This window comes from Coraliomargarita sinensis (assembly GCF_003185655.1).
GTDB classification, from domain to species: domain Bacteria; phylum Verrucomicrobiota; class Verrucomicrobiia; order Opitutales; family Coraliomargaritaceae; genus Coraliomargarita_B; species Coraliomargarita_B sinensis.
Genome location: NZ_QHJQ01000005.1, coordinates 172,883 through 194,867, shown reverse-complemented (window position 1 = coordinate 194,867; position 21,985 = coordinate 172,883). Strand labels below are relative to the sequence as shown.

Here is a 21,985-nt window from a genome sequence, read left to right as displayed (position 1 = left end):
ACGGCGATGGGCCGTTCGCTAGGGAAGGCACTACAGAGTCAACGCGAGTCCCGCCAAATGAACACTTGTGCTTTCTCGCGCATCAGCGACCCTCCTACCATGGCAGAAATCGGAAAATTCAATGAGTTAACCATCGTCGATGCGGTCGATCACGGGCTCTATCTCGACGGCGGAGAACTCGGCAATATCCTTCTGCCGCAGCGTTACGTCACCATGGACATGCTGGTCGGCGGGACCGTTGAGGTATTCATCTACTGCGATTCAGAAGACCGCCTGGTCGCGACCACCGAAACACCCAAGGGGCAGGTCGGCGAGTTTGCCTATCTCGAGGTCATCGGGGTCAAGCCGAACGTCGGCGCCTTTCTCGACTGGGGCTTGAGCAAGGACCTTTTGCTGCCCTACCGCGAACAGGGCAACTTCTCGATCAAGACAGGCGACGGACTGGTCGTGGCCATCTATCTGGACGAGCACACAAATCGAATCGTTGCCTCGACGCGACTGCATCGCCACATCTCACCGGAACCGCCGGAATATGAGGCGAACGACCCCGTCGATGTCTTGATTTACGGGGATTCCCCGCTCGGCTATAAAGCGATTGTCGACAAGAAACACCGAGGGCTGCTCTACCATTCGGAGACCAACGACAAGCTGGAAGAAGGCGACCGCTTTACCGGCTACGTTAAAAAAGTGCGCTCGGGTGGTAAGATTGATCTGCGCCGCGATCCTGCCGGTTATAAACGGGTGGAGCCACTGGCCGAGCAGATTTTAACACAGCTGGAAACGGCCGGCGGGCGACTCCCCTTCAATGACAAGAGCAGCCCGGAGTCGATCCGCGAGACATTCGACTGCTCGAAAAAGGCCTTCAAACAGGCCATCGGCGCACTTTACAAACAACGACGCATCACCATCACCGAACAAGGCATCGAGACCGTCGCGGCAAACGAGACGAAATAAAGCTTCCCCAGGACATCGTGGACGCGTTCCTGAGTCGTCGGGTGGATTCATCCCCCGACTCGTGAGCCTAGCGCTCCAGCACAGCACAAACCACGCACGATTCTGCAGATATGCTCCGGATCGACTCACGTTCGTTGCTTAAACTACGCCGGGTCGTGTGATCCGTCTTCGTTAGACTACGCCGTGACATGTGAATCCCCCGACGACGGACGAACACTGGGGCGATCTTCAGAATATCGATGGTTACTGCAGATCCGATCCTTCCACAGGAAAATACGAATAGCCAACTCTGTTTCTGGGTTTCATCTCACCGATAAAAGAGGGTCACAGGTATCCGCCACCTAACTAAAAAAAGCGCCCAGCTTTGCCGTCAACCCGGACTCGGTGGTAAAGCAGACACCGCAATGGTTGAAAAAGCTCCGCTTCGGATCGTTCAACTCCAGTGTTCGACCTGAAAAATCACTGACCTGCGCACCGGCCTCGTTAAAGAGACAGGCCGTTGCCGCAAAGTCCCAAAAAGAGCCGCCCCCGGTTTTCGCCTTGGGACGTTTAAAATAAACTGCCGGTCGATGCAGAAGGACATGGCAGGCATTGAGAACCGCCCCGCCACCGATAATGACTTCACCGGCTGCATAGCCTTCTGCTTTGGCGAAGTCCCGCATCTGTCGACTCAGGGATTCCCGTTCCGGATTTTCTTCGAAGGTGCAATCACAGTAAAAGCGCAGCACTGCCCCGGATCGGGGCTGGGGCGAAGTTAGCTGCCAAACCTCCCCGTCGATGAGAACACTCTGACCGTGGACTGCCTGATACAAACGCTTTTCCACCGGATCATAAACCACTCCGATCATAGGACAGCCGTCACGAGCTACCAGGGCGATGGCGACTGAATAACCGGGCGTCCCTCTGGTAAACGGAAGCGTGCCATCCATGGGATCGATACACCAGAAATAGTCCTTTTTCAGGCGACTGCCGTCGTCCTGCAGTTCCTCCGTCAACAGGGCGAGGTCGTAGTCCTGAACGCTCGATCTAAGTTCTTCCAGAATGATCGACTGGGCGAGTTCGTCTACTTCGGTGACAACTTGTGAGGCAAGACTGTCTCCACCCGACTTATGCATAACTTCGACCTCACGTTTGGCATAATCCGAGATCAAGGCACCGGCCTTACGTGCCGCGCTTGCCGCGTATCCCGAAAGATCCAGCAATTGTTCTTCGTTTAATCGCATGGCAGGTTTCCTTTCTTCCATTCTTCCACAACCTCCGAAGCCAGACGCTCACTGTAACGATGCAACTTCCAGTGCCCGGGGCTCCATCCTTTCAGAAAGCGGTGAAAATCAGTCCAGGCGACCGGATAAAGCGAGCGCCACTCCGACTCAAGCGCATCAATATCCCTCTCTATGCCACGCTGACGCATCGCTGCACCCAAGGCCGAAAAATAAAGGTCCAACAAAACGGATTCTTTTGCCGCGCAGTCGTCCTCCCCCAGACAGCTGCCGATAAAATAAGCCACGTCCTTCATCCCGCAACCGCCGCCGACATACTGGAAGTCAACCGCCGCCACGGAAGCGTCATGGGGTGAAAAGCAAAAGTTCGCCAGTTTGGCATCGCCATGAACCAGCGTCTGAAAGCGCGCGGCCCGGAGCACCCGATCAATACCTTCCGCGGCTTCAGCCAATCCGGCATCTTCTTGACGAAGGACTGCAAGCTCATCGGGGCGAGTTTCCAAATGCCAGTAGGTACCAACCGGCCACAAGCCATCTGCTGCCACATGCAGAAAGGTCGCATGAAAATGAGCCAACCAGGATAAGCATGCCGCCAATTCATGATCGCTGACACGAGTGCGCCGGTGACCGAAGCCGGCTGCGTCCAAATCTTCGAGCACGAGCAGCAACTCATCGCCATCCTGTTCCACCGCCAGGCAACGGGGCACACGACAGGACGCCTCACAACTTTCGGAAAAATTACGATACCACTCGGCTTCAACCCGATAAGACTTCAGTTTGCGCTGATGCGAACGATCCGTGTTCCACCCGCGTGGATGTGCCCCACTCTTCGGCGGACTCACCTGCTTGACAATCGCGGTGGCGCAACGCGCTTCCTCCAGCTCATAGCGTATGATGGATCCGTAGCCACTCCAAAGGCTTTGCAGCTGCTCCGATCCGCCGACTCGCCGGGCGCCCGTTGCCTCTTTTAGCATGGATTCAATCTTGGAAGTCATTACTCGTTTCTTGAGCGATTCATCCGTGAATGTCAAAGTCCCGGCCCGGCCAATGGTCCGGAACCAGAAAGACGGGCGCCGCCGAATCTGGCAGAATAAACATGACGCAACGTGCCTGCGCCTTTGCTTCCAGTTCGGCAACCGTCACCCTGGGCATTGTTTGCAAGAGCGCTTCGCTGACCTGGACCGGCCACAAGGCCTTGGGCAACAAGTGGACCTCGCTCAAGGAAGGTAGCATTTGCGCCCGCTGATTGACATAGAGCCAGCGCCCCAGTGATGCCTGCGGCGAAAGTAAGTCCGGCATCGGACAGTCACCCCGATCGAACGGGAGAAAAAGGCGACCGTAAATGAGTTGCTGTACGGAGACCGTTTCAATCTCGTAACGATTACGGAGAATTTCCTTCGCGACCGCCAGCTTGGAAAGTTGCAATTGATGGTCCCGCATACGCTCGAGCTTACCGTACCAATCGTCTTTGGGGTCCGGGCCCGGATAGCTCCACCCGGTAGCGGAATGATGCGCGAGATAAAACTTCACTGCCAGTTCGAGGTGAATGGCTCCGGAATTGGCCCGGTCGCGAAGCAGGTAGTCCATTTCGCCCAAGGTCCGCCCCGAAGCATCCACCACCTGCAGGGACGAAGCGAGAAGATCGACCTTTCGTGACTCACGCAACAAGGCCTCCAAAGCCGACTCGTAGAGATGTCCCAGCTTTTGTTTGGCATTCAACTCAAGTGTGCTGTCGACAGGACCCAACATCCTGCGATCGAATTGCGCCGCTTCGGGCAGATTATCCACAAGCAGTGGTGCCCGTTTCAGGCAATCGGTTAAAGCATGCGACCACAAGGGGTTCATCTTACTATCGCGCCACTCAGAAGTTAACCGTAGGTTTTCAGCGTGTAGACGAAAAGGTCTTCCACCTTCTTCCTCGCCCAGGGTGTCTTTCGGAGGAACTTCAGGCTGCTGTTCACCGAAGGATCAAACATGAAGCAGCGGATGGGTATTTCTTCGGCGAGATACTCCCAGCCATAGTAATCGGACAGGCTCACCACGATTTGTTTCAGGGTGTAGCCGTGCAGAGGATTGTTGGGTTGCTCCATGAAAGACCAATAGGAATCGTTTGTTCCTAAAAGAGCAAACCTGCATCAGCCAATTTGTCAGTTTCAACGACAAAACAGCATAGACCGTGGAATAACATCGCTGCTGTAGCCACGGCAGTCCTCTGCCGTCATCTTACCTCATGTATTACGACGATCCTGAATCCTCTGCGGAGAGTTCACAGGTTCCGGTGATGTTGACTTTAAGCCATTTTACAATAACGTCTTGTTCATGCGTTATATTGGTCTATTGCTCCTCCCCCTGTTTCTTTCGCCCCTCCCCGCAATCGATGCCAAAGAGTCGATACTTGAGCAGCTCTCTCTGGTAAAAACCGATTTTAAATTTACCGTCGATAACATCCCCCTGGAGATTCGCACCCAGGGGATCACATTGCGTGCGGTCGAAGTTCAAAGGGAGCATAAAATCAGTAGCGAAACAAAGCAGATCAATGATTTTGCCTATCGCGCCTACCATTTGGAGTTTTCCTTCGAAAGGGAATACAAGTTTCCCGCTGGTTTCGATGTGGTCGAGTTTTACAGCGGTAATGATTTGATCCGGAGCATCTCCCTCAAAAGATCAGGCCGTAAATTCACGGCAGCCGAGGGCCGCCTCCATGAAGATAATTTTATCGCCATCAATCTAAGAGGAGTGCCCCTGGCCGTGCTGGATTCAGTGGATCGCGTCAATTTTCGCGGCGCGAAGTAGTGCCGGATTAGAAAAGGTTTGATCATTACCGATCGACTGTAGCGATGGCACGCGAGTGCCGTCGATTCGCATTTAGAGAGGAATTTCGACCTTGCGGGCGCAAGTTCGCGACAGAAACCTGCGTTTTCAATGGAGATCAAAATTGCTGTTTTGAAAAGTGGACAAGCACCTTGTTCAGTCGCAGCGTCGGCATCCATGATCCAGTCGGATGCTTCACCGACCTATCCTTCACTCTTTATCCAACGTGCTTCTAAGCTATCGCAATCTCACCGTCTCATTCGGCGGCCCCAAGTTACTTGATGACGCCGGGCTCACTATCGCCAAGCGCGAGCGCATCTGCCTGCTCGGGCGCAACGGCGAGGGCAAGTCCACCCTGCTCCGTATTCTGAACGGGGAAGTTCAGCCGGATAAGGGTGAAATTGAATCGATCCCCAATCTACGTGTGGGCAAACTTGAACAGGAGGTACCGACGGCACTTGACGGCACGGTTTTTGAGATCGTCGCTCAGGGGCTCGGACAGGCGGCCGAAACCATTGCCCAATACCACCATCTGCTGCACGAGATCGGCGAGCGCCCGGAGGATGAAAACGTTGCCGCACAGCTCGACGATTTACAGCACGAGCTCGATCAAACCGATGGCTGGGCCCTGGAGCATAAGGTGGAAAACATTCTCGACCGCGTCGAATTGGACGGAGACCTGGAATTCGCTTCGCTTTCCGGCGGCAACAAGCGCCGCACGCTGCTGGCCCGGGCGTTGATCGCCGAGCCCCATATTCTTCTGCTGGATGAACCCACCAACCACCTTGATATTCCGGGCATTCAGTGGCTGGAAGAATTCCTGCGTAAGACCGATATCGCCCTCCTCTTTGTCTCGCACGACCGCGCATTCATCCAACGCGTGGGGAACAAGATACTCGACCTCGACCGCGGCCAGCTGACCCGCTGGGAGTGCGACTATGATACCTATCTGGAACGCAAGGCGGAACTCCTGGCTGGAGAAGCCAAACAACAGGCCGTCTTTGACAAAAAACTGGCGGAAGAAGAGGTCTGGATTCGAAAAGGCATTCAGGCCCGGCGTACCCGTAACGAGGGCCGCGTGCGCTCCCTCAAAAAGATGCGGGAAGAGCGCGCCCAACGTCGGGACCTGCAGGGCAAGGCCAAACTCGACCTCAGCGACGCACAGCTCTCCGGGCGCAAGGTCATCTCGGTCGACGACATTAGTTATACGTGGAACGACCAGCCACTTATCGAGAACTTCAGCACCACGATCTGGCGTGGGGATAAGATCGGAATCGTCGGCCTCAATGGCTCGGGAAAAACCACCCTACTCAACCTCCTGTTGAAGGAAATCGACCCGGGCAGCGGCACGGTGACCCACGGGACGAAGCTCGAGGTGGCCTATTTTGATCAGCACCGCGCTCAATTGGACGAGAAACTAAGCGTGGCAGAAAACGTGCATCCCGCCGGTGAGATGGTCTGTATTAATGGCAAGCCGCGCCACATTCTCTCCTACCTTCAGGACTTTCTCTTTACCCCACACGTTTCCCGGTCGCCCATCACCAAACTCTCCGGTGGCGAGCGGGCCCGCCTCTTACTGGCCAAGTTGTTTCTTCAGCCTGCCAACGTGCTCGTGCTCGACGAGCCAACCAACGACCTCGACATCGAAACCGTGGAACTGCTGGAAGAGCGCTTGCTGGAATATAGCGGCACCCTACTCATGGTCAGTCACGACCGAAGCTTTTTGAACAATGTGGTCACCAGCACGATCGCGCTTGAGGGCGACGGGCGCATCGAAGAATACGTCGGTGGCTGTGATACCTGGCTGGAAAACCATCGCGCGAAAGTCGGCCAGCCAAAGAAAGCGAAGGAAAAAACGGCTCCGTCACCACAAGCAGCCACGCCGGACATACCCAAGCGCACACTTTCCAATAAAGAACGCGAAGCTCTCAAAACCCTGCCTGCAGAAATCGAAAACATGGAAGCAGAGATGAACGCATTATCAAACCGCATGGCTTCAGCGGAATACTACCAAAGCTCGGACAATGATCCGTTGGCGGATGCGAAAAAACTGGAATCACTGGAAAATCAAATTCTGGAGGCTTACGAGGAACTGGAACAGCTCGAGGAATTGACGCGGTAGGCTGTGACAAGAGCCCTCTCCCGGATCCTCAATTTGACTCCTTCGCTTTCTCTTCCACGATAGACGAATGCATGCACTGACTGAAACCGAACTCGAAGTGGCCCTAAGCGATCTGGAGGGCTGGGAAATTGAAAAGGACAAGCTGACCAAGCTGTTCACTTTCGAGAGTTTTCGCGATGCGATGAGCTTTCTCATGCGCCTCGCCTTCGAGGTTGAAGAGATGAACCACCATCCGGAAATTGAAAATGTTTACAACAAGGTTCGTTTTAGCCTGACCACCCACGATGCCGGCAGCAAGGTGACCGAGAAGGACGTCAAGCTGGCTCGCCAGATCGAAAAACTGTACTAGGCGACTCCGCAAACGATGCCGGCTTCCAACCATGCCATTCTGCAAATTCGCGGCCTGTCCAAGCGTTTCGGTGACTTTACCGCGCTGAACGATGTCGATTTGGAAATCGCGCCGGGAGAAATCTTTGCCCTGCTTGGCCCGAATGGTGCCGGTAAAACCACTCTGATCGGCTGTGTTACCGGACTTGCCCGTAGCTTCGAAGGCTCGATCAAAGTGGGCGGGCACGATGTGGTTAAAGAGCCCAAGCTGGCGCGTCAGCTGATCGGCCTGGTGCCTCAGGAGCTCAACTACGACGGCTTTTTCACAACCCGGGAAACCTTGATCTATCAGGCCTCCTACTTCGGCGTGCCGTTTAAAAGCCCGGTCCACGATGAATTGCTGCGGGATTTCTCGCTTCTGGAAAAGTCAGAGGACAACTCCCGCTATCTGTCCGGTGGTATGAAACGCCGCTTGATGATCTGCAAGGCCCTGGCCCATCGTCCTGCCATTCTGTTTCTCGACGAGCCCACTGCCGGCGTCGATGTCGACCTGCGTGACAAACTCTGGGACTACATCCGCGATTTGCGGGATGCCGGCGTCACCATTGTCCTGACCACCCACTACCTGGAGGAAGCCGAGCAACTGGCCGACCGAATCGGCGTGATTGATCAGGGCCGCCTGGTGGAAATTGATTCCAATGCCGGACTGCGTCGAAAATACGGGGCTTCGCATCACGTGCTTGAGCTCTCCAGAACCTTATCGAATGCCGAGGCAGAGGCACTCGCCGCCCACGACGCGATCGCTGAAGCGGAAGCAAACCGCGTCGTGATGGTGACCGGTGCGACCGGTGGTCGACGTTTGTCCGCCGTGCTCGAGCGCATCGGGACGCTGCCGGACTGTCAGGTCGCCCATGTCGAGACGGTTCGCCGGTCAATCGAAGCTATTTTCAAAAGTATTGTCGCGGAGAATCGTGCCGCCGGGGATTCAGAGCATCCGCTCAAACCAGACGTCACAGCGCCCTCGGTTAGCACCGAGCTTCAACAAAAAGGCTTGGAGAAACTGAACGAAGTGCGAACGCAGGCGAAAAAGAACCGCGGCATTTACGGCACCTACGGACTCTTCAGGCGGGAGATTTCACGATTCCTCAGCATGTTCATGGGCTCCATCCTCAGCCCTGTCCTTACCACCGTCCTTTGGTTTCTCGTCTTCGGTTATTCACTGGGAGACCGGCTCAAGGAAATCGAAGGCGTTCCCTACGCCGACTTTCTGGTCCCGGGGCTAATCATCATGTCCGTGGTGATGAACGCGTTCATGAATTCCGGTTTTTCCTTCCTCCTGAACAAGATCCACGGCTCGATCACCGACCTGTTGGCCTCCCCGCTCTCTCCCCTTCAGATTACGTTCGCCTATATTGCTTCGGCCTCGGTTCGCGGGTTATGCATCGGTTCGACGATTTGGCTGGTGGCGACTTTGATGGGCGCAAGCACCTTGGCCAATCCTCCGCTCACGCTGTTGATGATCCTGCTCGCTTCAGCCAGCTTCGGGGCGCTGGGACTTTGCGTCGGTATCCTCGCCACCGGATTCGAACAGGTGAACTTGCTGCCCAACTTTATCATCCTGCCGCTCACCTTTCTTGGCGGCGTATTTTACTCGATCAAGATGCTGCCGCCTCCCTGGGATACGGTGGCCATGTTTAATCCGCTTCTCTACCTGGTCAGTGAACTGCGTTACGCCATGACGGGATACGCCGATGTCCCGGCGGGAGCCGGCTTCTTCGGCGGTCTGCTCTTTCTCATTTTTGGTACGATCTTTTCTTATATTCTTTTGAAAACCGGTTATCGTGTTCGCGACTAGGCTAAGATACTCGGTCAAACCTAGCCGAAGCCCTTCGGCTTTGGTCGATAGGGCAAGGCAGGTCCGTAAGCGCGCGAACCAAAAGCGAAGGCTTTCGGCTACCCGAACAAGTCGAATATTTGCATTTTATAAACCTATTTTCACATGCCAACTCATGTACTTCCACTTTCCATCTCCGGTTTCGCCCTGCTCCTGATGACTGCCTGCGCCACGACCAAACAAGTACCCACTCCACAAACCGATATCCCTTACGTGGACGACGGGGGAATTCGCCAACAGGGCGACCTTTACCTGCCAAGGGGCAACGGCCCCTTTCCTGTTGCGGTCTTAATGCATGGCGGCGGATGGAGCAACCGCGACCGGAGTGATATGACCGCAGTCTCCAAGCAACTTGCCGAGTCGGGTATCGCCGCCTTTAACATCAACTACCGTTTGGCACCGAAGCATCACTACCCCGCCCAACTCAATGATGTCCACGCCGCACTCCGGTATTTGCAGGACAATGCCGAGCACTATCGCCTCGATACCAGTCGTTGCATTACCTTGGGATATTCGGCCGGCGCACACCTCGCCCTCCTTGCCGCCGAAATCCCCGATCCGGAAGGCCCGAAAATTTCGGTCGTTGTCGCCGGCGGGGCGCCCGTTGACTTTTCCCTTTACCCGAAGAGCCCGCTTATTACCCCGTTCATTGGCGGTTCACCCCAGGAATTTCCCGAGGCTTGGAAGGAGGCCTCACCGATCAACCATGTCACACCAGAACATCCCCCTGTCTTTCTCTACCATGCGCGGCTCGACATACTCGTCCAACACAAGAATGCCCGCATGATGAAGGCGGCGCTGGAGAATGCGGACGTCCCGGTACAACTCGATACCGCCTGGTTCTACGGACACCTGCTACAAGGGGCCCACCAAGGCCCGGCAATTCGTAAGGCAATCGACTTTGTCAAAAAGCAGTGGCAGTACGGTTAAGCATTTATATCTGCGTTTTCCGACAAAACTTATGAAGCATAGGCAGTACACTTCATGTCTGTATATACCATTTTAATAAATAAGACTTAACTAATAACCAAAATACATCACTTGGTTGATTCGAAGCACATCATCATGGATTGAACATGTAACTTGGAAGCCACCCTCAAAAAATAGCAAATAACCATTTTCCAATACCTTCACACGTTCAAGAGAACTCCGTGCACGCTGTCCTGTGACAACATAATCCTTTTGGAAATTAATTCTTCCTACCTTACCCAATGCGTTAACTAACGACGAGAATTCTTCCTCATTTAAACCATCACCAACAACTACTCCATTAGGTCTTAGTCCAGAGAGATATGAAATATGAACCTCAGAACTTTCCATAGATAGAATCTCTTCTCTCACAACATTCGATTCGTAAAGATTGGACCACCTTTCTTTTGAAAATCTCAACCAACCCTCATTAAGTTTCCAAAATCCCCTATCTCGATCCCACTTGGGGCCGTAAAGGACGTATAAGGCCCTTCCACTCTGATTAGCCTTTTTCTGGACCGAATGTAAAGACAGCTCGGGAAGTATTTGTTCCCAGTCATTTATAAGCTGAATAACTTCACTATCATCCAAACCGATAAATGAAGGTGGCCCTATTTCATGCGGCATTGGAAAGCCTTCTATGCGAATCTGTTCAGAAGCACGATTATTTCCTCGCAGGTAGGCATTTGTCTTAGATATCAGCCTGTACTCTAAAATACCCAGGTTAGTAGGTGTATTCGTAACCTCGATGACTCCCAAATTTTCCTCTCCAGCTTTTATCGCCTCGTACAGTTCTCTTTGCTTGTGATAGACCAAACTAGCACCATCAACTCGACAAAAAGGAACTCCTAGATTTTCCAACCAATCTATCATGGAAAGGTCATCTTTGCTAAGTTCCTTCCAGTGCTCTGGGTTGCCCTCCCCTTCGGAGTGATTGAGTTTCTTTTTACTCGAACTTACAGGATCCAAAGAGATTAAGTGATAGTAGTTTACGTCAAACTGCTTGGTTTCCAACTGCGCAAAAGAGTAACAAACCAAAGTAGTAAAACAAACTACTACAGCTAATAGACGCAAAGGCTTCATCGGCGATCAATTAATTCCCTACCCCTCGTCGATCAGCTTCTTCAGCAACTGGTCGAGCATCGCCGGGTTCGCCTTGCCCTTGGTCGCCTTCATGACCGGCCCCTTGAGGGCGTTGATCGCTTTCTCGTTACCGTCCTTGTATTGGTTGACCGCCTTCTCGTTGTTGGCAATGGCCTCCCGACAGAGCGCTTCGATCTCGCCGGAATCGTTGCTTTGTTTGAGTCCCTTCTTTTCCACGATAGCGTCAGGCATCTCTCCGGTGGCAAACATCTCGGTAAAGACCTCTTTCGCGATCTGTTTGGAGATGACTCCTTCATCGATGATCTTGGCGAGTGTCCCGATGTGGGCCGGTGTGAGCTTGCACTCGCTGACTTTCAGGTTCTGTGAGCCGTGGTCGGAACCAGCGGAAAGTTCGCGCAGAAGATCGTTGGCCACGTAGTTGGCCACCAGCTTGGGTGAGTTGTGCGTTTCCAAGGCCGTCTCGAAGAACTCGCTGAGTTCACGGTTCGGGCAAAGCACCGTGGTCACCGTATAAGGCAGGTTGAATTCCTTCTCAAAACGGCGCTGCTTATCGAAGGGGCGCTCCGGCAACTCGGCCTTCAAGGCATCGACACGGGCACGGTCCATTTCGACCGGCATCAGGTCCGGATCCGGAAAGTAGCGGTAGTCATGGGCCTCTTCCTTGCTGCGGAGCGAGAAACTGATCCCCTGGTCGACATCCCAGCGGCGGGTCTCCTGAACCACCAGATCGCCCGACTCCAGCACATCCGTCTGGCGCTCGATTTCGTATTCGATGGCGGCCTTGACATTGGAGATCGAATTGAGGTTCTTCATCTCGGTGCGGGTACCGAGTTCTTTGCTTCCCTTCGGACGGAGCGAGACGTTGGCGTCACAGCGTAGCTGCCCCTTCTCCATATCGCAGTCGGAGATACCGGCGTAGATGATAAGATTGCGCAGTGCGTTAAGGAAGGCGACCGCTTCGGCGGAGGAACTCATGTCCGGCTCGGTCACAATCTCGGCCAGCGGCACGCCCGCCCGGTTGAAGTCGATCAGGGTATCGAAGGATTCGTGGGTCAGCTTGCCGGGGTCCTCCTCGAGGTGGATACGATTGAGCTTCACCCAGCGGTGCTCCCCGGCGGCATTGCGGGCGGCATCGGCCAACTCGATTTCGACCTCGCCACCGAGGCAGAGTGGCTGATCGTTCTGGGTCAGTTGGTAGTTCTTGGGCGAGTCCGGATAAAAATAGTTCTTACGGTCCCACTTGCAGACCTCGGCGATCTCACAGCCGAGCATGAGTCCGAGTTTGGCACACTTCTCGATCGCCTCGTGATTGAGCACCGGCAGCGTGCCGGGCAATCCGAGCACGACCGGATCGATCAGCGTGTTGGGCGCCGCGCCGTATTCGTAGGGCGCGGCGGTGAACATTTTCGTGCGGGTTTTAATCTGCACGTGTATTTCAAGTCCGATAACTGCTTCGTAGTCCATGAATGAAGAGAATATTTTTTAAACCGCAGAGTTCGCGGAGAGCGCGGAGGAGAACAGGAGCATTAGAGTTCTGTATGATTGTTCACGACACGTTTGATGCCGTTTTTCAAAAGTGGCACGTTAAAGTTAATGAGGTATCCAAGAGAACAGCCGGAAAGCTTTAAATAGGTCAGCAATTGGGCGAGGTGAATATCGTTGAATTCATCCACTACTTTTAGTTCCAGAATGATCTCATCTTCAACGATGACGTCGATGCGATAGGCTTCATCGATCTCTAGTCCTTTGTAATAAATAGGCTGCTTTTTCTGACGAACAGCTTTAATCCCCTGCAAGTTTAACTCATGCGCCAAGCAAGCCTCATAAGTGCTTTCCAGAAGCCCAGGCCCCAGTTCTCGGTGCACCTCAATTGCGGCTCCGATAATTGTCTCACTTAATTCTCCCATAGTATTACCTTCTCTCTACTCCACATCTCTCTGTGCCCTCAGCGAACTCTGCGGTTAATCAATTCCTTTTAAAGATTAGGTGTTTGTTTGTGGTAGTCATGGCCTTGTTCGAAGGCGTGGGCCACGGCGAACATATCGGCTTCGCCGAAAGCTTTTCCGATGACCTGCAGGCCGACGGGCAGCCCGCTTTCGGTAAAGCCACTGGGCACCGAGATCGCGGGCAGACCTGCGAGATTGACGGAGATCGTGTAAACATCGCTGAGATACATGGCCAGCGGATCGTCGGCCCGCTCGCCTCGCTTGAATGCGGGCGTCGGCGACGTCGGTGTCAGGATGGCATCCACCTGCTCGAAAGCTTTTTCGAAATCGCCGAGGATTAAGCGCCTCACTTTTTGCGCCCGCTTGTAGTAGGCATCATAGTAACCCGAGCTGAGGACGTAAGTGCCCAGGATGATACGACGCTTCACTTCATCGCCGAAGCCCTCGCCCCGACTCTTGGTGAACAGCGTGAGCGCGTCCTTGGCCTCTTCGCTGCGATGGCTGTAACGCACCCCGTCAAAACGGGCCAGATTGGACGAGGCCTCGGCTGTCGCCACAATGTAATAGACCGGCACCGCCAGGTCGGAATGCGGAAGCGAGATGTCGACAATCTCGCAGCCCTGCGACTTGTACCAGTCGATCGCCTGTTCGATATTCGCCTTCACTTCAGGATCGATTCCCTCGCCGAAAAATTCTCGGGGCACGCCCAGCTTCCAGGGCCCCTTCTTTTCCTTCAGCGCGGCCGCATAGTCGGTGTCGCCCTGCGGCGCAATTGAGGTGGAATCGAGATCATCCTTGCCCAGCATGGCCTCCAACAGGATAGCGGCGTCCTCCACCGTGCGGGCGAAGGGCCCGACCTGGTCCAGGGAGGAGGCAAAAGCCACAAGTCCGTAACGGGAAACCATGCCGTAGGTCGGCTTCATCCCAACCACCCCGCAGAGAGCCGCCGGCTGGCGAATCGAACCGCCGGTGTCGGTACCCAGGGTGGCGATGGCCTCGCCGGCTGCCAGCGCCGCCGCACTGCCACCGGAAGAGCCGCCGGGAATGGTTTCCAGGTCCCAGGGATTGGCGGTGGTTTGATGGGCCGAATTTTCCGTGGAAGAACCCATGGCAAACTCGTCCATGTTGAGCCGCCCCCAGATGATCGCACCGGCTTCCCTGAGCTTGGCCACACAGGTCGCATCGTAAGGCGAAACGTAGTTTTCCAACATTTTCGACGCGCAACCAAGCGGTTGATCTTTCACTGCGAGTACGTCCTTAATCCCTACCGGAATACCGTCGAGCTTGCTGAGGGCCTTACCGGCAGCGCGGCGCTCATCCGAGGCCTTGGCCTGGGCGAGTGCGTCTCCAGCGTCGTAGGACAGAAAGGCTTTGACCTTTTCGTCGACGGCGGCAGTGCGGTCGATGACGGCCTGAGTAAGTTGAACCGAAGTCAACTCCCCCGCTTCCAATACGGCGGAGAGTTCGGCGATGGTTTTAAAATAAGTTTCGGGCATGTTTCGAGATGCGGGATACGTGTGATAGTAATGCTTAATCGTAATCTTGCTCTTAATCGTAATCCCCACCCTATTCTTTAGATTAAGAAAAAGAGTAAGATTACGATTAAGACGGGGGGTTACTCCACGACCTTCGGCACGACCACTTGGTTGTCGCGTGACTCGGGGGCCATTCCGGTTAACACTTCAGGGCTGTAAGTGGGCCCGGGCTCGTCGCCCTCGCGCCAGATATTGTTTACGGCGTGGGCATGCGCCAATGGCTCGACGCCGTCGACGTTTACCGAATTCAGTTTTTCGAAGTAGCCGAGAATATCGTCAAGCTGGCCGCCCAGCTTCTTCTTTTCTTGGTCGGAAAGTTCGATGCGCGCCAGATTCGCAACGTAGTCGATATCGATATGTGGTGTTTCGCTCATAATGGTGAAATTGAGCGGGAAAGATCAAAGGCTTCTCCCCTCCACCGCAACCCCAGACTTCAGAATAGAGCACAGGGAAACCTTCCGTAGTTTCTATCAACGGTGCAGAACGACTGCCGCGCTGTAACGGTTACTGCCATAAATCAGCATCTTGCCAAAGTCCTGTTTTGCGATGGGGATATCCTGGCAGTCAAGGCTGCTACGAGTCAGTTTTTCCACATCCGGATCGTGCAAATAGAAGCAAAGCTCATCCTGTGCGGTAACAACAACCCAATGCGGTGCCTTGTCGTTATTCAAGCGATAGCTGCTGATTAGAACCATGACCAGAGCCTCTTCTGTCAACCAGCTTTCCAGTTGGGAAATCGAAACCGCCTCATGCACGATCGGCAGACGTGAGGCACGACCGCGTTCCATAAATTGCTCGTGAACCAAATCGAGGACCTCTTTTTTATGAGTGGCGCGAACACCCTCCAAAAATGGAGTACTGAGAAGGCTTAAGCGCACCTCTGCGTGGAACCCTCGCGCTTGCGCGGCAAGAGCCAATCCCACCGGGTGGCAGCCGCCATGGCCCGAAGTCATGTAGATCGTGGTCGCCTCACGCCAGAGGTCCAACTCCAGTGCACGGCTGATTTCGATCTGTGGGTCCGCCGCCGACATCAGCATCAACAAGCATGCCGGACCGCAGGTAAAGGAAGTCGATTGGGCAAACCAGGGAATGCGCGGTTCGTACCGGGTGTATTCCGGAAAGCGAATGCGTTTTTGCATCCGTAGAGCATCGGAATGGTCCTCATAGTAGTCCTCCCACTCATCAAAAACCGAATAACCAAGCTTTTCGTAAAGCCGGACCGCAGCGGAATTTTCCTTGGCGACTTCCAAGCGCATGAAGAAACGATCCTCGTCTTCTGCCGCTTCTTCCAACTTCCCGAGAAGCTGCTGTGCAATTCCCTTGCCACGAACTGCCGGAGCCACAGCAATCGAATACAATCGTGCCAAACGAGTGCCACTGTGAAGCAAAACCAGGCCGTAGCCGACCAGCGCATCTCCCGATGTTGCTACGTGAAAAACCGAGTGCTCCCCTTTCAGCCACCTCTGAAAAGATCGTCTGCTGAGACGATCCGTAGCGAAACAGGCGTTCTCCAGTTCCACCAAGGCGTCTAGGTCATCCCGCAAGGCCTCGCGAATCACAATCCCCGTTCCCATAACAAATAGTGCTTCAAATAAGTTTTTCTATCGCATTTCCTGCGTCGCCGAAGGCTTTATCCGCAAAACTCCGATAATTAGCCAACACACAACCAGGACTAAGGACTTCGGCGCTCCTCTTCGAAAGCCCAGGAGGGGACGAGACTCTGAAAAAGCTAAACGAAAGCTTCACTTTAAATCCCTCTTTCAATTGCGCCCACGCTGCTCCAGGCGGTCGGCAAACTCCTGCATGATCATCATGTAGAGCTCGTCGCCCAGATAACGGTCCTCGATCCGGTGCTCGATACTCGGATTGTCATTCACCTCGATAACATAGACCTGTTTATCCTGCTCCTTGATATCAACGCCGTAAAGACCGTTTCCAATGATGGAACAGGCTTTTAGTGCAGCCTTTAAAACTGCCCTGGGCACCTCAAACGTTGCGATCGTCTCGAATCCCCCGGATTGGTGGCGAGGTTGCTTGCTGCTGTGGTTGTAAATCTGCCAGTGCCCGCGGGCCATGAAGTATTTGCAGGCGTAGATCGCCCGCCCGTTGAGCACACCGATTCGCCAATCGTAATCCGTGTAAAGGTATTCCTGAACGAGCGCGAGCGAGGAGGTCTCAAGCATAGACTCCAGTTTCACTACGAGATCGGCACGGTCCTTAACCTTAAAGACTCCGGCCGAAAATGAACTTTCCGGCATTTTCAAAACCATGGGGTATGCCATCTGACTCTCGATGCGTTCAAGTGTCGTCTTGCCGGCATCGGCAATCACGAGGGTATGTGGCGCATGGACTTTGTTGTAAGAAAAAGCGTCGTGCAGGAAAATCTTGTTACAACAACGCATAATCGAAGTCGGATCATCGATAACAACGAGCCCTTCCTTTTCAGCCCTACGGGCCAGACGATACGACGGATGGTCGATAGAAGTGGTCTCGCGAATAAAGAGTGCGTCATACTGCGCAAGATTCACCGCATCACAGGAACGGATCGTCCCCGCCTCAATCCCGACCTTGCCCGCCGCACGAATAAAGCGCTGAATCGCCTCTGCATCACTCGGACCCATTTCCTCTTTCGAATCATAGAGAATCGCCATGTCCCAGCGGTATTGCCGGCGCTTTGGGCTGCGCCAAATTTTTTCTGTGAAATTCTTCAGCCGCTCGTAAAACAATTTATGCTCACTCTTCGGCAGTTCACCCGGGCTGAGATTTTCGACCGAAAACCCATGTTGATTATCCGGCATAACCACTTTCAGGGCCGGAGCCGGAAAACGATCGAAAACCGCGCGCCCAAATACCAGCCATTCGGCTTCCTCCACCTGTCCGAAATAAATAAACAGCCGCCTCTTTGTTTTGACATCCTTAGGTACAAGAGGCGCGAGGCTGCTCCAAAGTAAGCGCAACTCTTCCGCATCTTCCAACTGGCGCAAGTCGTTGATCGTATTGACGCTTGGCAGAGCCTGGTGCTTGCGTGATTCCGCAAGCAAGGAACAATAATAGCCGCGGCTCAGGTAGCGCTCCGTGTCACAGAGATTAATGATACGCGTCCTTGGCTCTCCGAGCTTCGGATAGTCAGCAAGATACTGCTCGAACGGAATCACTTTCAAGTCGACCTCAGACAGCTCCGTTCCGCTGTCCGTAACGACCAGTGTGGTATACATTTATAAGACGGCTATGACCGCTCGCCAAAACAAAGACAAGCCGGGAAAACAGCTACTTACGAACCTGATAATCCGTCTTTTCGCCGATCATCTTCTGTATCGCCTCGAAGGCCGTGTTCACTTCCTTGTCATTGAGGGTGCGGTCGGCCGCACGGAAGGTCATACTGAGCGCAAGGCTCTTTTTCCCCTCGGGCAGACCCTCACCTTCATAGATGTCGAAGATGCGGACATTTTCGCAGTTAAAACCTTGTGCGGCCTTCTTGGCGAACTTCGCGATGTCGCTTTCCACCTGTCCCCCAAGCACGGCGCGGTCGACAATCAAGGCCAGGTCTTTGGTTGATGCGGGTTGATTGCTGAGTCCGGCGTGACGCCCCCGCTTACCTTTACGCTCGAAAAACTTCGGCGTCATCAGGATCGAGCCACCAATCACCGGACTGGTGATGTCCCAGCGCTCCTTGACCAGGGCGACATCAAGCATCCCCGCTGTGGCAAGGAAGCCCATCTTGGTAAAATCACCGCACTCGGCGGTTTGGCCCGGCTGCCAGAGTTTGCACTCGTTCAAAGGCTTAAAGTTCAACTTGGCCGCGGGTTGCCCGGCAAGCTCGAGAAGGTTTTCGCAGATGGTACGGGCAGTGTAAAAATCAGCCACTTCACGCTGGCGCCATTCCCGGCTGACCTGATCCGCCAGAATGACAAAACCGATGGAAACCAGCTCGACCATCTGCCCGTTAACTTCTCGGTAGACATGCCCACGCTCGAAGAAGCGGGTCGCGCCTGTGCTCCGGGAGATGTTCAGTTTAAGCACATCCAGCAGTCCCGTCATTAGTGTGGGGCGCAGGTGGCTCTGGTCGCTTTGCAGGGGATTATCGAGAGCCAAAACCTTGTGGCTGGCTTCGCCGAAGATGGCATCCACTTCCTTGGGGTCGCGCAGCGAATAAAGAAAAGCTTCGTCGAAATTCTGGCCGGTGAGATAACTCGCCGCCGCCTCATTGACTGTATATATGCGGTGATCATTTTCGCTGATGCCACGGGCGACCACCTCGGACTCAGGAATTTTGTCGGTACCGTAGACACGCACGATTTCCTCGATCAGGTCGACCTCGCGCTGCAAATCGCCACGGTAGGACGGAATGCTCACTTCCCAGCGCTCCGTATTATCGGGATCGTTGTGAATGGAGACATTCAGATCCAGGGACTCCAGTACGGCTTGCATCGCATCATTGCCAATGTCGAAGCCGATAAACTTCCGTACGTGATCGGGGCGAAGCGTCACCTCTGAGATCGTTGCCGGTTCGGAGCCTTCGGTGATCATATTCCCGTCCACTTCGCCTCCGGCGACTTCGAGGATGAGATCCACCGCGCGCAAGGCGGCATAGATCGTGCCCCTGGGGTCGATCCCGCGCTCGAAACGGTAAGAACTATCGGAAGACAGACCGAGCTTACGGGATGTGGCCCGTACGGAAGAAGGATCAAAATAAGCGGATTCCAGAATCACGTCGGTTGTGCTGTCATCCACTTCGGCATCGACAGAGCCCATGACACCGGCGACGACGAGCGGGCGCTCCGCATCGGCAATCACACCCATGCTGGCATCGAGACTGCGCGTTGCATCATCCAGCGTGGTGATTTCTTCGCCCTCGCACGCCAAGCGGACCACCAATTTGCTTCCCTTGATTTTGGCGGCGTCGAAGGCGTGCAGTGGTTGGCAGGTCTCGTGCAGGACATAGTTGGTCACATCGACGACGTTGTTGATCGAACGTTGCCCGGTGGCCTCGATCGCGACTTTCAGCCACTTCGGGCTCGGACCTACCTTGACGCCCTTAATGCATATGGCGGTGTAATGCGGGCAGAATTCCGGCGCACTGACTTCCAGCGCAGAAATGAGAGGCTCGCCTGAAGTTTCATTTTCCGTGCTCGATTTCACTTCCGGATACTTCACAGGGAGCCCAAACCGGGCGGACAGCTCACGGGCCACACCGAGGTGGCTGAGCACATCGACACGGTTCGGGGTAATTTCCAGGTCAAAGACGGTATCGCTGTCCTTATAGAGCTCATTCAGTGGCGTGCCCAGCTTTACCTCCGGATTGAGAACCATGATGCCGTCATGATCCTGTCCGATCTTCAACTCTTTCGCCGAACACATCATCCCTTCCGAGGGCTGGCCGCGGAGCTTGGACTTCTTGATTTTGAAGTTTCCGGGCAACACCGCACCGGGTAGCGCTACCATCACCTTGTCACCCGCTTCGAAGTTTTTGGCCCCGCAAACAATCCTGTGCGGTTCGTCCTCCTCCGCCGTCCTGACAATGCAGCAACGCAGACGGTCGGCATCCGGGTGTTTGTCGTAGCGAACGACTTCACCGACGACGACGTTTTCAAGCGGGGGCGGGCCAAGCTTCTCGTATTCCTCGATATCAAAGCCGAGCAGCGGCAACACTTCGGCCAATATTTCAGGTGAGTGCTCGGTCTCGTTTAGATCGATGTAATTTTTAAGCCAGTTGTAGGAAATTTTCATAACAATAAAATCTGATTTACCGCAGAGTGCGCTGAGCGCACTGAGAAGGAAAGAGAATCGGTTAAACCGTTAATGAACGTTGATGCACGTTCATTTTGAAAAATGAATTTTGATGATGCAATGGGTGTTCATGGTCGATGGGTTGTTTAAACTTCAGTTCTTCGGGAGCGTGCTTGTGCTTATTGACGTTAATTCAGGTCCATTAACGATTTCCAAAATATGCCATGCGCTCTCGACGAATTCTGCGGTCAATAAAACCCTCTTAGGCGAACTGCTTGAGAAAGCGGACGTCATTCTGGTAGTAATAGCGGATGTCATCAACGCCCTGTAAGATCATGGCGATGCGCTCAATCCCCATGCCGAAGGCGTATCCGGTGTAAACGTCAGGGTCGATATTGACTGCTTTGAAGACCTCGGGGTCGACCATGCCGCAGCCCATGATCTCCAGCCATTTGTTGCTGAGTTTTCCGAGATCCGGTGAAAAGAAATCCATCTCGAAGCTCGGCTCGGTGAACGGGAAAAAACTGGGACGCAGCCGCGTCTTGGCCTTCGGTCCGAAGATGGTTTTGACGAAGTGATCGAGTGTCGCCTTGAGATCCATGAGGCTGACATCCTTGTCCACATAGAGCCCTTCGATCTGATGGAAGTTGGCGCTGTGGGTGGCATCCGGCGTGTCGCGACGGAAGCAGCGACCGGGTGCAACGATGCGAATAGGCGGCTCCTCCTCCAGCATGGTGCGGATCTGCACCGTGGAAGTGTGCGTGCGGAGCAGGTACTTTTCGTCGACATGCTTGCTGACGTTGCCGACCTTTAATTCCTCCGGCAAATAATAGGAGTCCTGCATGTCGCGGGCCGGGTGATCCGATGGAATATTGAGCGCGTCGAAACAGTAATGCTCGGTTTCGACTTCGGTCGCTTCCGCCACGGAAAATCCAATGCGGCGAAACAGGTTCACCATCTCGTCGCGCACCTGTGCGATCGGGTGAATCGTGCCTCGATTCAAATCCGGCGATGGCAGTGATGGATCAATGTCCGGGCCCAGCTTGGCGGCCAGTTCCGCTGCTTCCAGTCGTTCGACCACAGCCTTGAATTCCGCTGTGACAGCGGTCTTGGCTTCGTTGATCAGCTTACCCATGGCTGGCTTGTCCTCTTTCGGGACCTTGCCCATGCCCTTCATGACCTCGGTCAGCGAACCTTTCGGGCCAGAAATGGTGGCCTTGTAGGACTCAAATTCCGCGCGCGTGGCGATCTGGGGAGCTTTCTCCCGAACGCCTGCTACGATCTTATTTAACTCTTCTTGCATGATTCCGCTCGTTTAAATGAAACGAAAAGGCTCTCAGGCAGAACGATTTTGTCGAGTCGGTTTTCCCGAATAT

General features: G+C 54.2%; 19 protein-coding genes. 6 read left to right on the top strand and 13 right to left on the bottom strand.

All coding sequences use genetic code 11. The features are described from left to right. Positions 1 to 99 precede the first annotated feature (99 nt). Positions 100 to 954: a CvfB family protein gene (locus DDZ13_RS08800; protein ID WP_110131075.1), complete on the top strand. Its 855-nt coding sequence runs from the start codon at positions 100 to 102 to the stop codon at positions 952 to 954. A gap of 341 nt (positions 955 to 1,295) precedes the next feature. Here the strand turns inward: DDZ13_RS08800 and DDZ13_RS08795 are convergent, their stop codons facing one another. From DDZ13_RS08795 to DDZ13_RS08780, 4 genes are read right to left on the bottom strand one after another with little or no spacing between them, the layout of a single operon-like run. Beyond that, complete coding sequence (locus DDZ13_RS08795; protein ID WP_158279856.1) at positions 1,296 to 2,177, bottom strand: 3'(2'),5'-bisphosphate nucleotidase CysQ family protein; 882 nt, start codon at positions 2,175 to 2,177, stop codon at positions 1,296 to 1,298. Continuing rightward, on the bottom strand, positions 2,168 to 3,169 hold the full coding sequence (locus DDZ13_RS08790) for a phosphotransferase family protein (RefSeq protein WP_110131073.1): 1,002 nt from the start codon (positions 3,167 to 3,169) through the stop codon (positions 2,168 to 2,170). Before DDZ13_RS08790 ends, DDZ13_RS08795 begins: the two co-directional genes overlap by 10 nt. 19 nt (positions 3,170 to 3,188) lie before the next feature. After that, on the bottom strand, positions 3,189 to 4,019 hold the full coding sequence (locus DDZ13_RS08785; protein WP_110131072.1) for a DUF1853 family protein: 831 nt from the start codon (positions 4,017 to 4,019) through the stop codon (positions 3,189 to 3,191). A 23-nt stretch (positions 4,020 to 4,042) separates the two neighbouring features. After that, the gene (locus tag DDZ13_RS08780) at positions 4,043 to 4,264 is read right to left on the bottom strand and encodes a VF530 family protein (RefSeq protein WP_110131071.1); all 222 of its coding nucleotides are present in this window, start codon (positions 4,262 to 4,264) and stop codon (positions 4,043 to 4,045) included. Positions 4,265 to 4,493: 229 nt separating this feature from the next. Here DDZ13_RS08780 and DDZ13_RS08775 point away from each other — a divergent pair, with 229 nt between their 5' ends. The 5 genes from DDZ13_RS08775 (at position 4,494) to DDZ13_RS08755 (ending at position 10,258) form a co-directional block, all read left to right on the top strand. Next, on the top strand, positions 4,494 to 4,967 hold the full coding sequence (locus DDZ13_RS08775) for a hypothetical protein (protein ID WP_110131070.1): 474 nt from the start codon (positions 4,494 to 4,496) through the stop codon (positions 4,965 to 4,967). Between the two features lie 208 nt (positions 4,968 to 5,175). Further along, entirely contained in the window at positions 5,176 to 7,107 is a 1,932-nt protein-coding gene (locus tag DDZ13_RS08770) for an ATP-binding cassette domain-containing protein (protein WP_110131069.1), read from the top strand. 67 nt (positions 7,108 to 7,174) lie between these two features. Next, positions 7,175 to 7,456, top strand: coding sequence for a 4a-hydroxytetrahydrobiopterin dehydratase (locus DDZ13_RS08765; protein ID WP_110131068.1), 282 nt, complete (start codon positions 7,175 to 7,177; stop codon positions 7,454 to 7,456). A gap of 15 nt (positions 7,457 to 7,471) precedes the next feature. Next, positions 7,472 to 9,289, top strand: coding sequence for an ABC transporter permease (locus tag DDZ13_RS08760; protein ID WP_110131067.1), 1,818 nt, complete (start codon positions 7,472 to 7,474; stop codon positions 9,287 to 9,289). Positions 9,290 to 9,433: 144 nt separating this feature from the next. Beyond that, a complete protein-coding gene (locus tag DDZ13_RS08755) occupies positions 9,434 to 10,258 on the top strand; it encodes an alpha/beta hydrolase (protein ID WP_110131066.1) in 825 nt (274 codons plus the stop codon). 90 nt (positions 10,259 to 10,348) lie between these two features. On the opposite strand, the gene DDZ13_RS08750 is transcribed toward DDZ13_RS08755, so the two are convergent. The 9 genes from DDZ13_RS08750 to pheS all read right to left on the bottom strand — a co-directional run bounded on the left by DDZ13_RS08750 (position 10,349) and on the right by pheS (position 21,912). Then, on the bottom strand, positions 10,349 to 11,380 hold the full coding sequence (locus DDZ13_RS08750) for a hypothetical protein (protein WP_110131065.1): 1,032 nt from the start codon (positions 11,378 to 11,380) through the stop codon (positions 10,349 to 10,351). Between the two features lie 18 nt (positions 11,381 to 11,398). Continuing rightward, positions 11,399 to 12,865, bottom strand: a complete 1,467-nt coding sequence (gene gatB, locus DDZ13_RS08745; RefSeq protein WP_110131064.1) for an Asp-tRNA(Asn)/Glu-tRNA(Gln) amidotransferase subunit GatB — start codon at positions 12,863 to 12,865, stop codon at positions 11,399 to 11,401. 62 nt (positions 12,866 to 12,927) lie between these two features. Further along, positions 12,928 to 13,308, bottom strand: a complete 381-nt coding sequence (locus tag DDZ13_RS08740) for a GxxExxY protein (RefSeq protein ID WP_110131063.1) — start codon at positions 13,306 to 13,308, stop codon at positions 12,928 to 12,930. Between the two features lie 68 nt (positions 13,309 to 13,376). Next, on the bottom strand, positions 13,377 to 14,843 hold the full coding sequence (gatA, locus tag DDZ13_RS08735; RefSeq protein ID WP_110131062.1) for an Asp-tRNA(Asn)/Glu-tRNA(Gln) amidotransferase subunit GatA: 1,467 nt from the start codon (positions 14,841 to 14,843) through the stop codon (positions 13,377 to 13,379). Positions 14,844 to 14,962: 119 nt separating this feature from the next. Continuing rightward, complete coding sequence (gene gatC, locus DDZ13_RS08730) at positions 14,963 to 15,256, bottom strand: Asp-tRNA(Asn)/Glu-tRNA(Gln) amidotransferase subunit GatC (RefSeq protein ID WP_110131061.1); 294 nt, start codon at positions 15,254 to 15,256, stop codon at positions 14,963 to 14,965. 96 nt (positions 15,257 to 15,352) lie between these two features. Beyond that, complete coding sequence (locus tag DDZ13_RS08725; protein WP_110131060.1) at positions 15,353 to 16,456, bottom strand: GNAT family N-acetyltransferase/peptidase C39 family protein; 1,104 nt, start codon at positions 16,454 to 16,456, stop codon at positions 15,353 to 15,355. Positions 16,457 to 16,642: 186 nt separating this feature from the next. Further along, positions 16,643 to 18,097, bottom strand: coding sequence for a RimK family protein (locus DDZ13_RS08720; protein WP_110131059.1), 1,455 nt, complete (start codon positions 18,095 to 18,097; stop codon positions 16,643 to 16,645). A gap of 52 nt (positions 18,098 to 18,149) precedes the next feature. Continuing rightward, positions 18,150 to 20,609 carry a phenylalanine--tRNA ligase subunit beta gene (gene pheT / locus DDZ13_RS08715; RefSeq protein WP_110131058.1) on the bottom strand — a complete coding sequence of 820 codons (2,460 nt, stop codon included), beginning with the start codon at positions 20,607 to 20,609 and terminating at the stop codon, positions 18,150 to 18,152. Between the two features lie 262 nt (positions 20,610 to 20,871). Then, entirely contained in the window at positions 20,872 to 21,912 is a 1,041-nt protein-coding gene (gene pheS / locus DDZ13_RS08710) for a phenylalanine--tRNA ligase subunit alpha (protein WP_110131057.1), read from the bottom strand. Between the last annotated feature and the right edge of the window lie 73 nt (positions 21,913 to 21,985).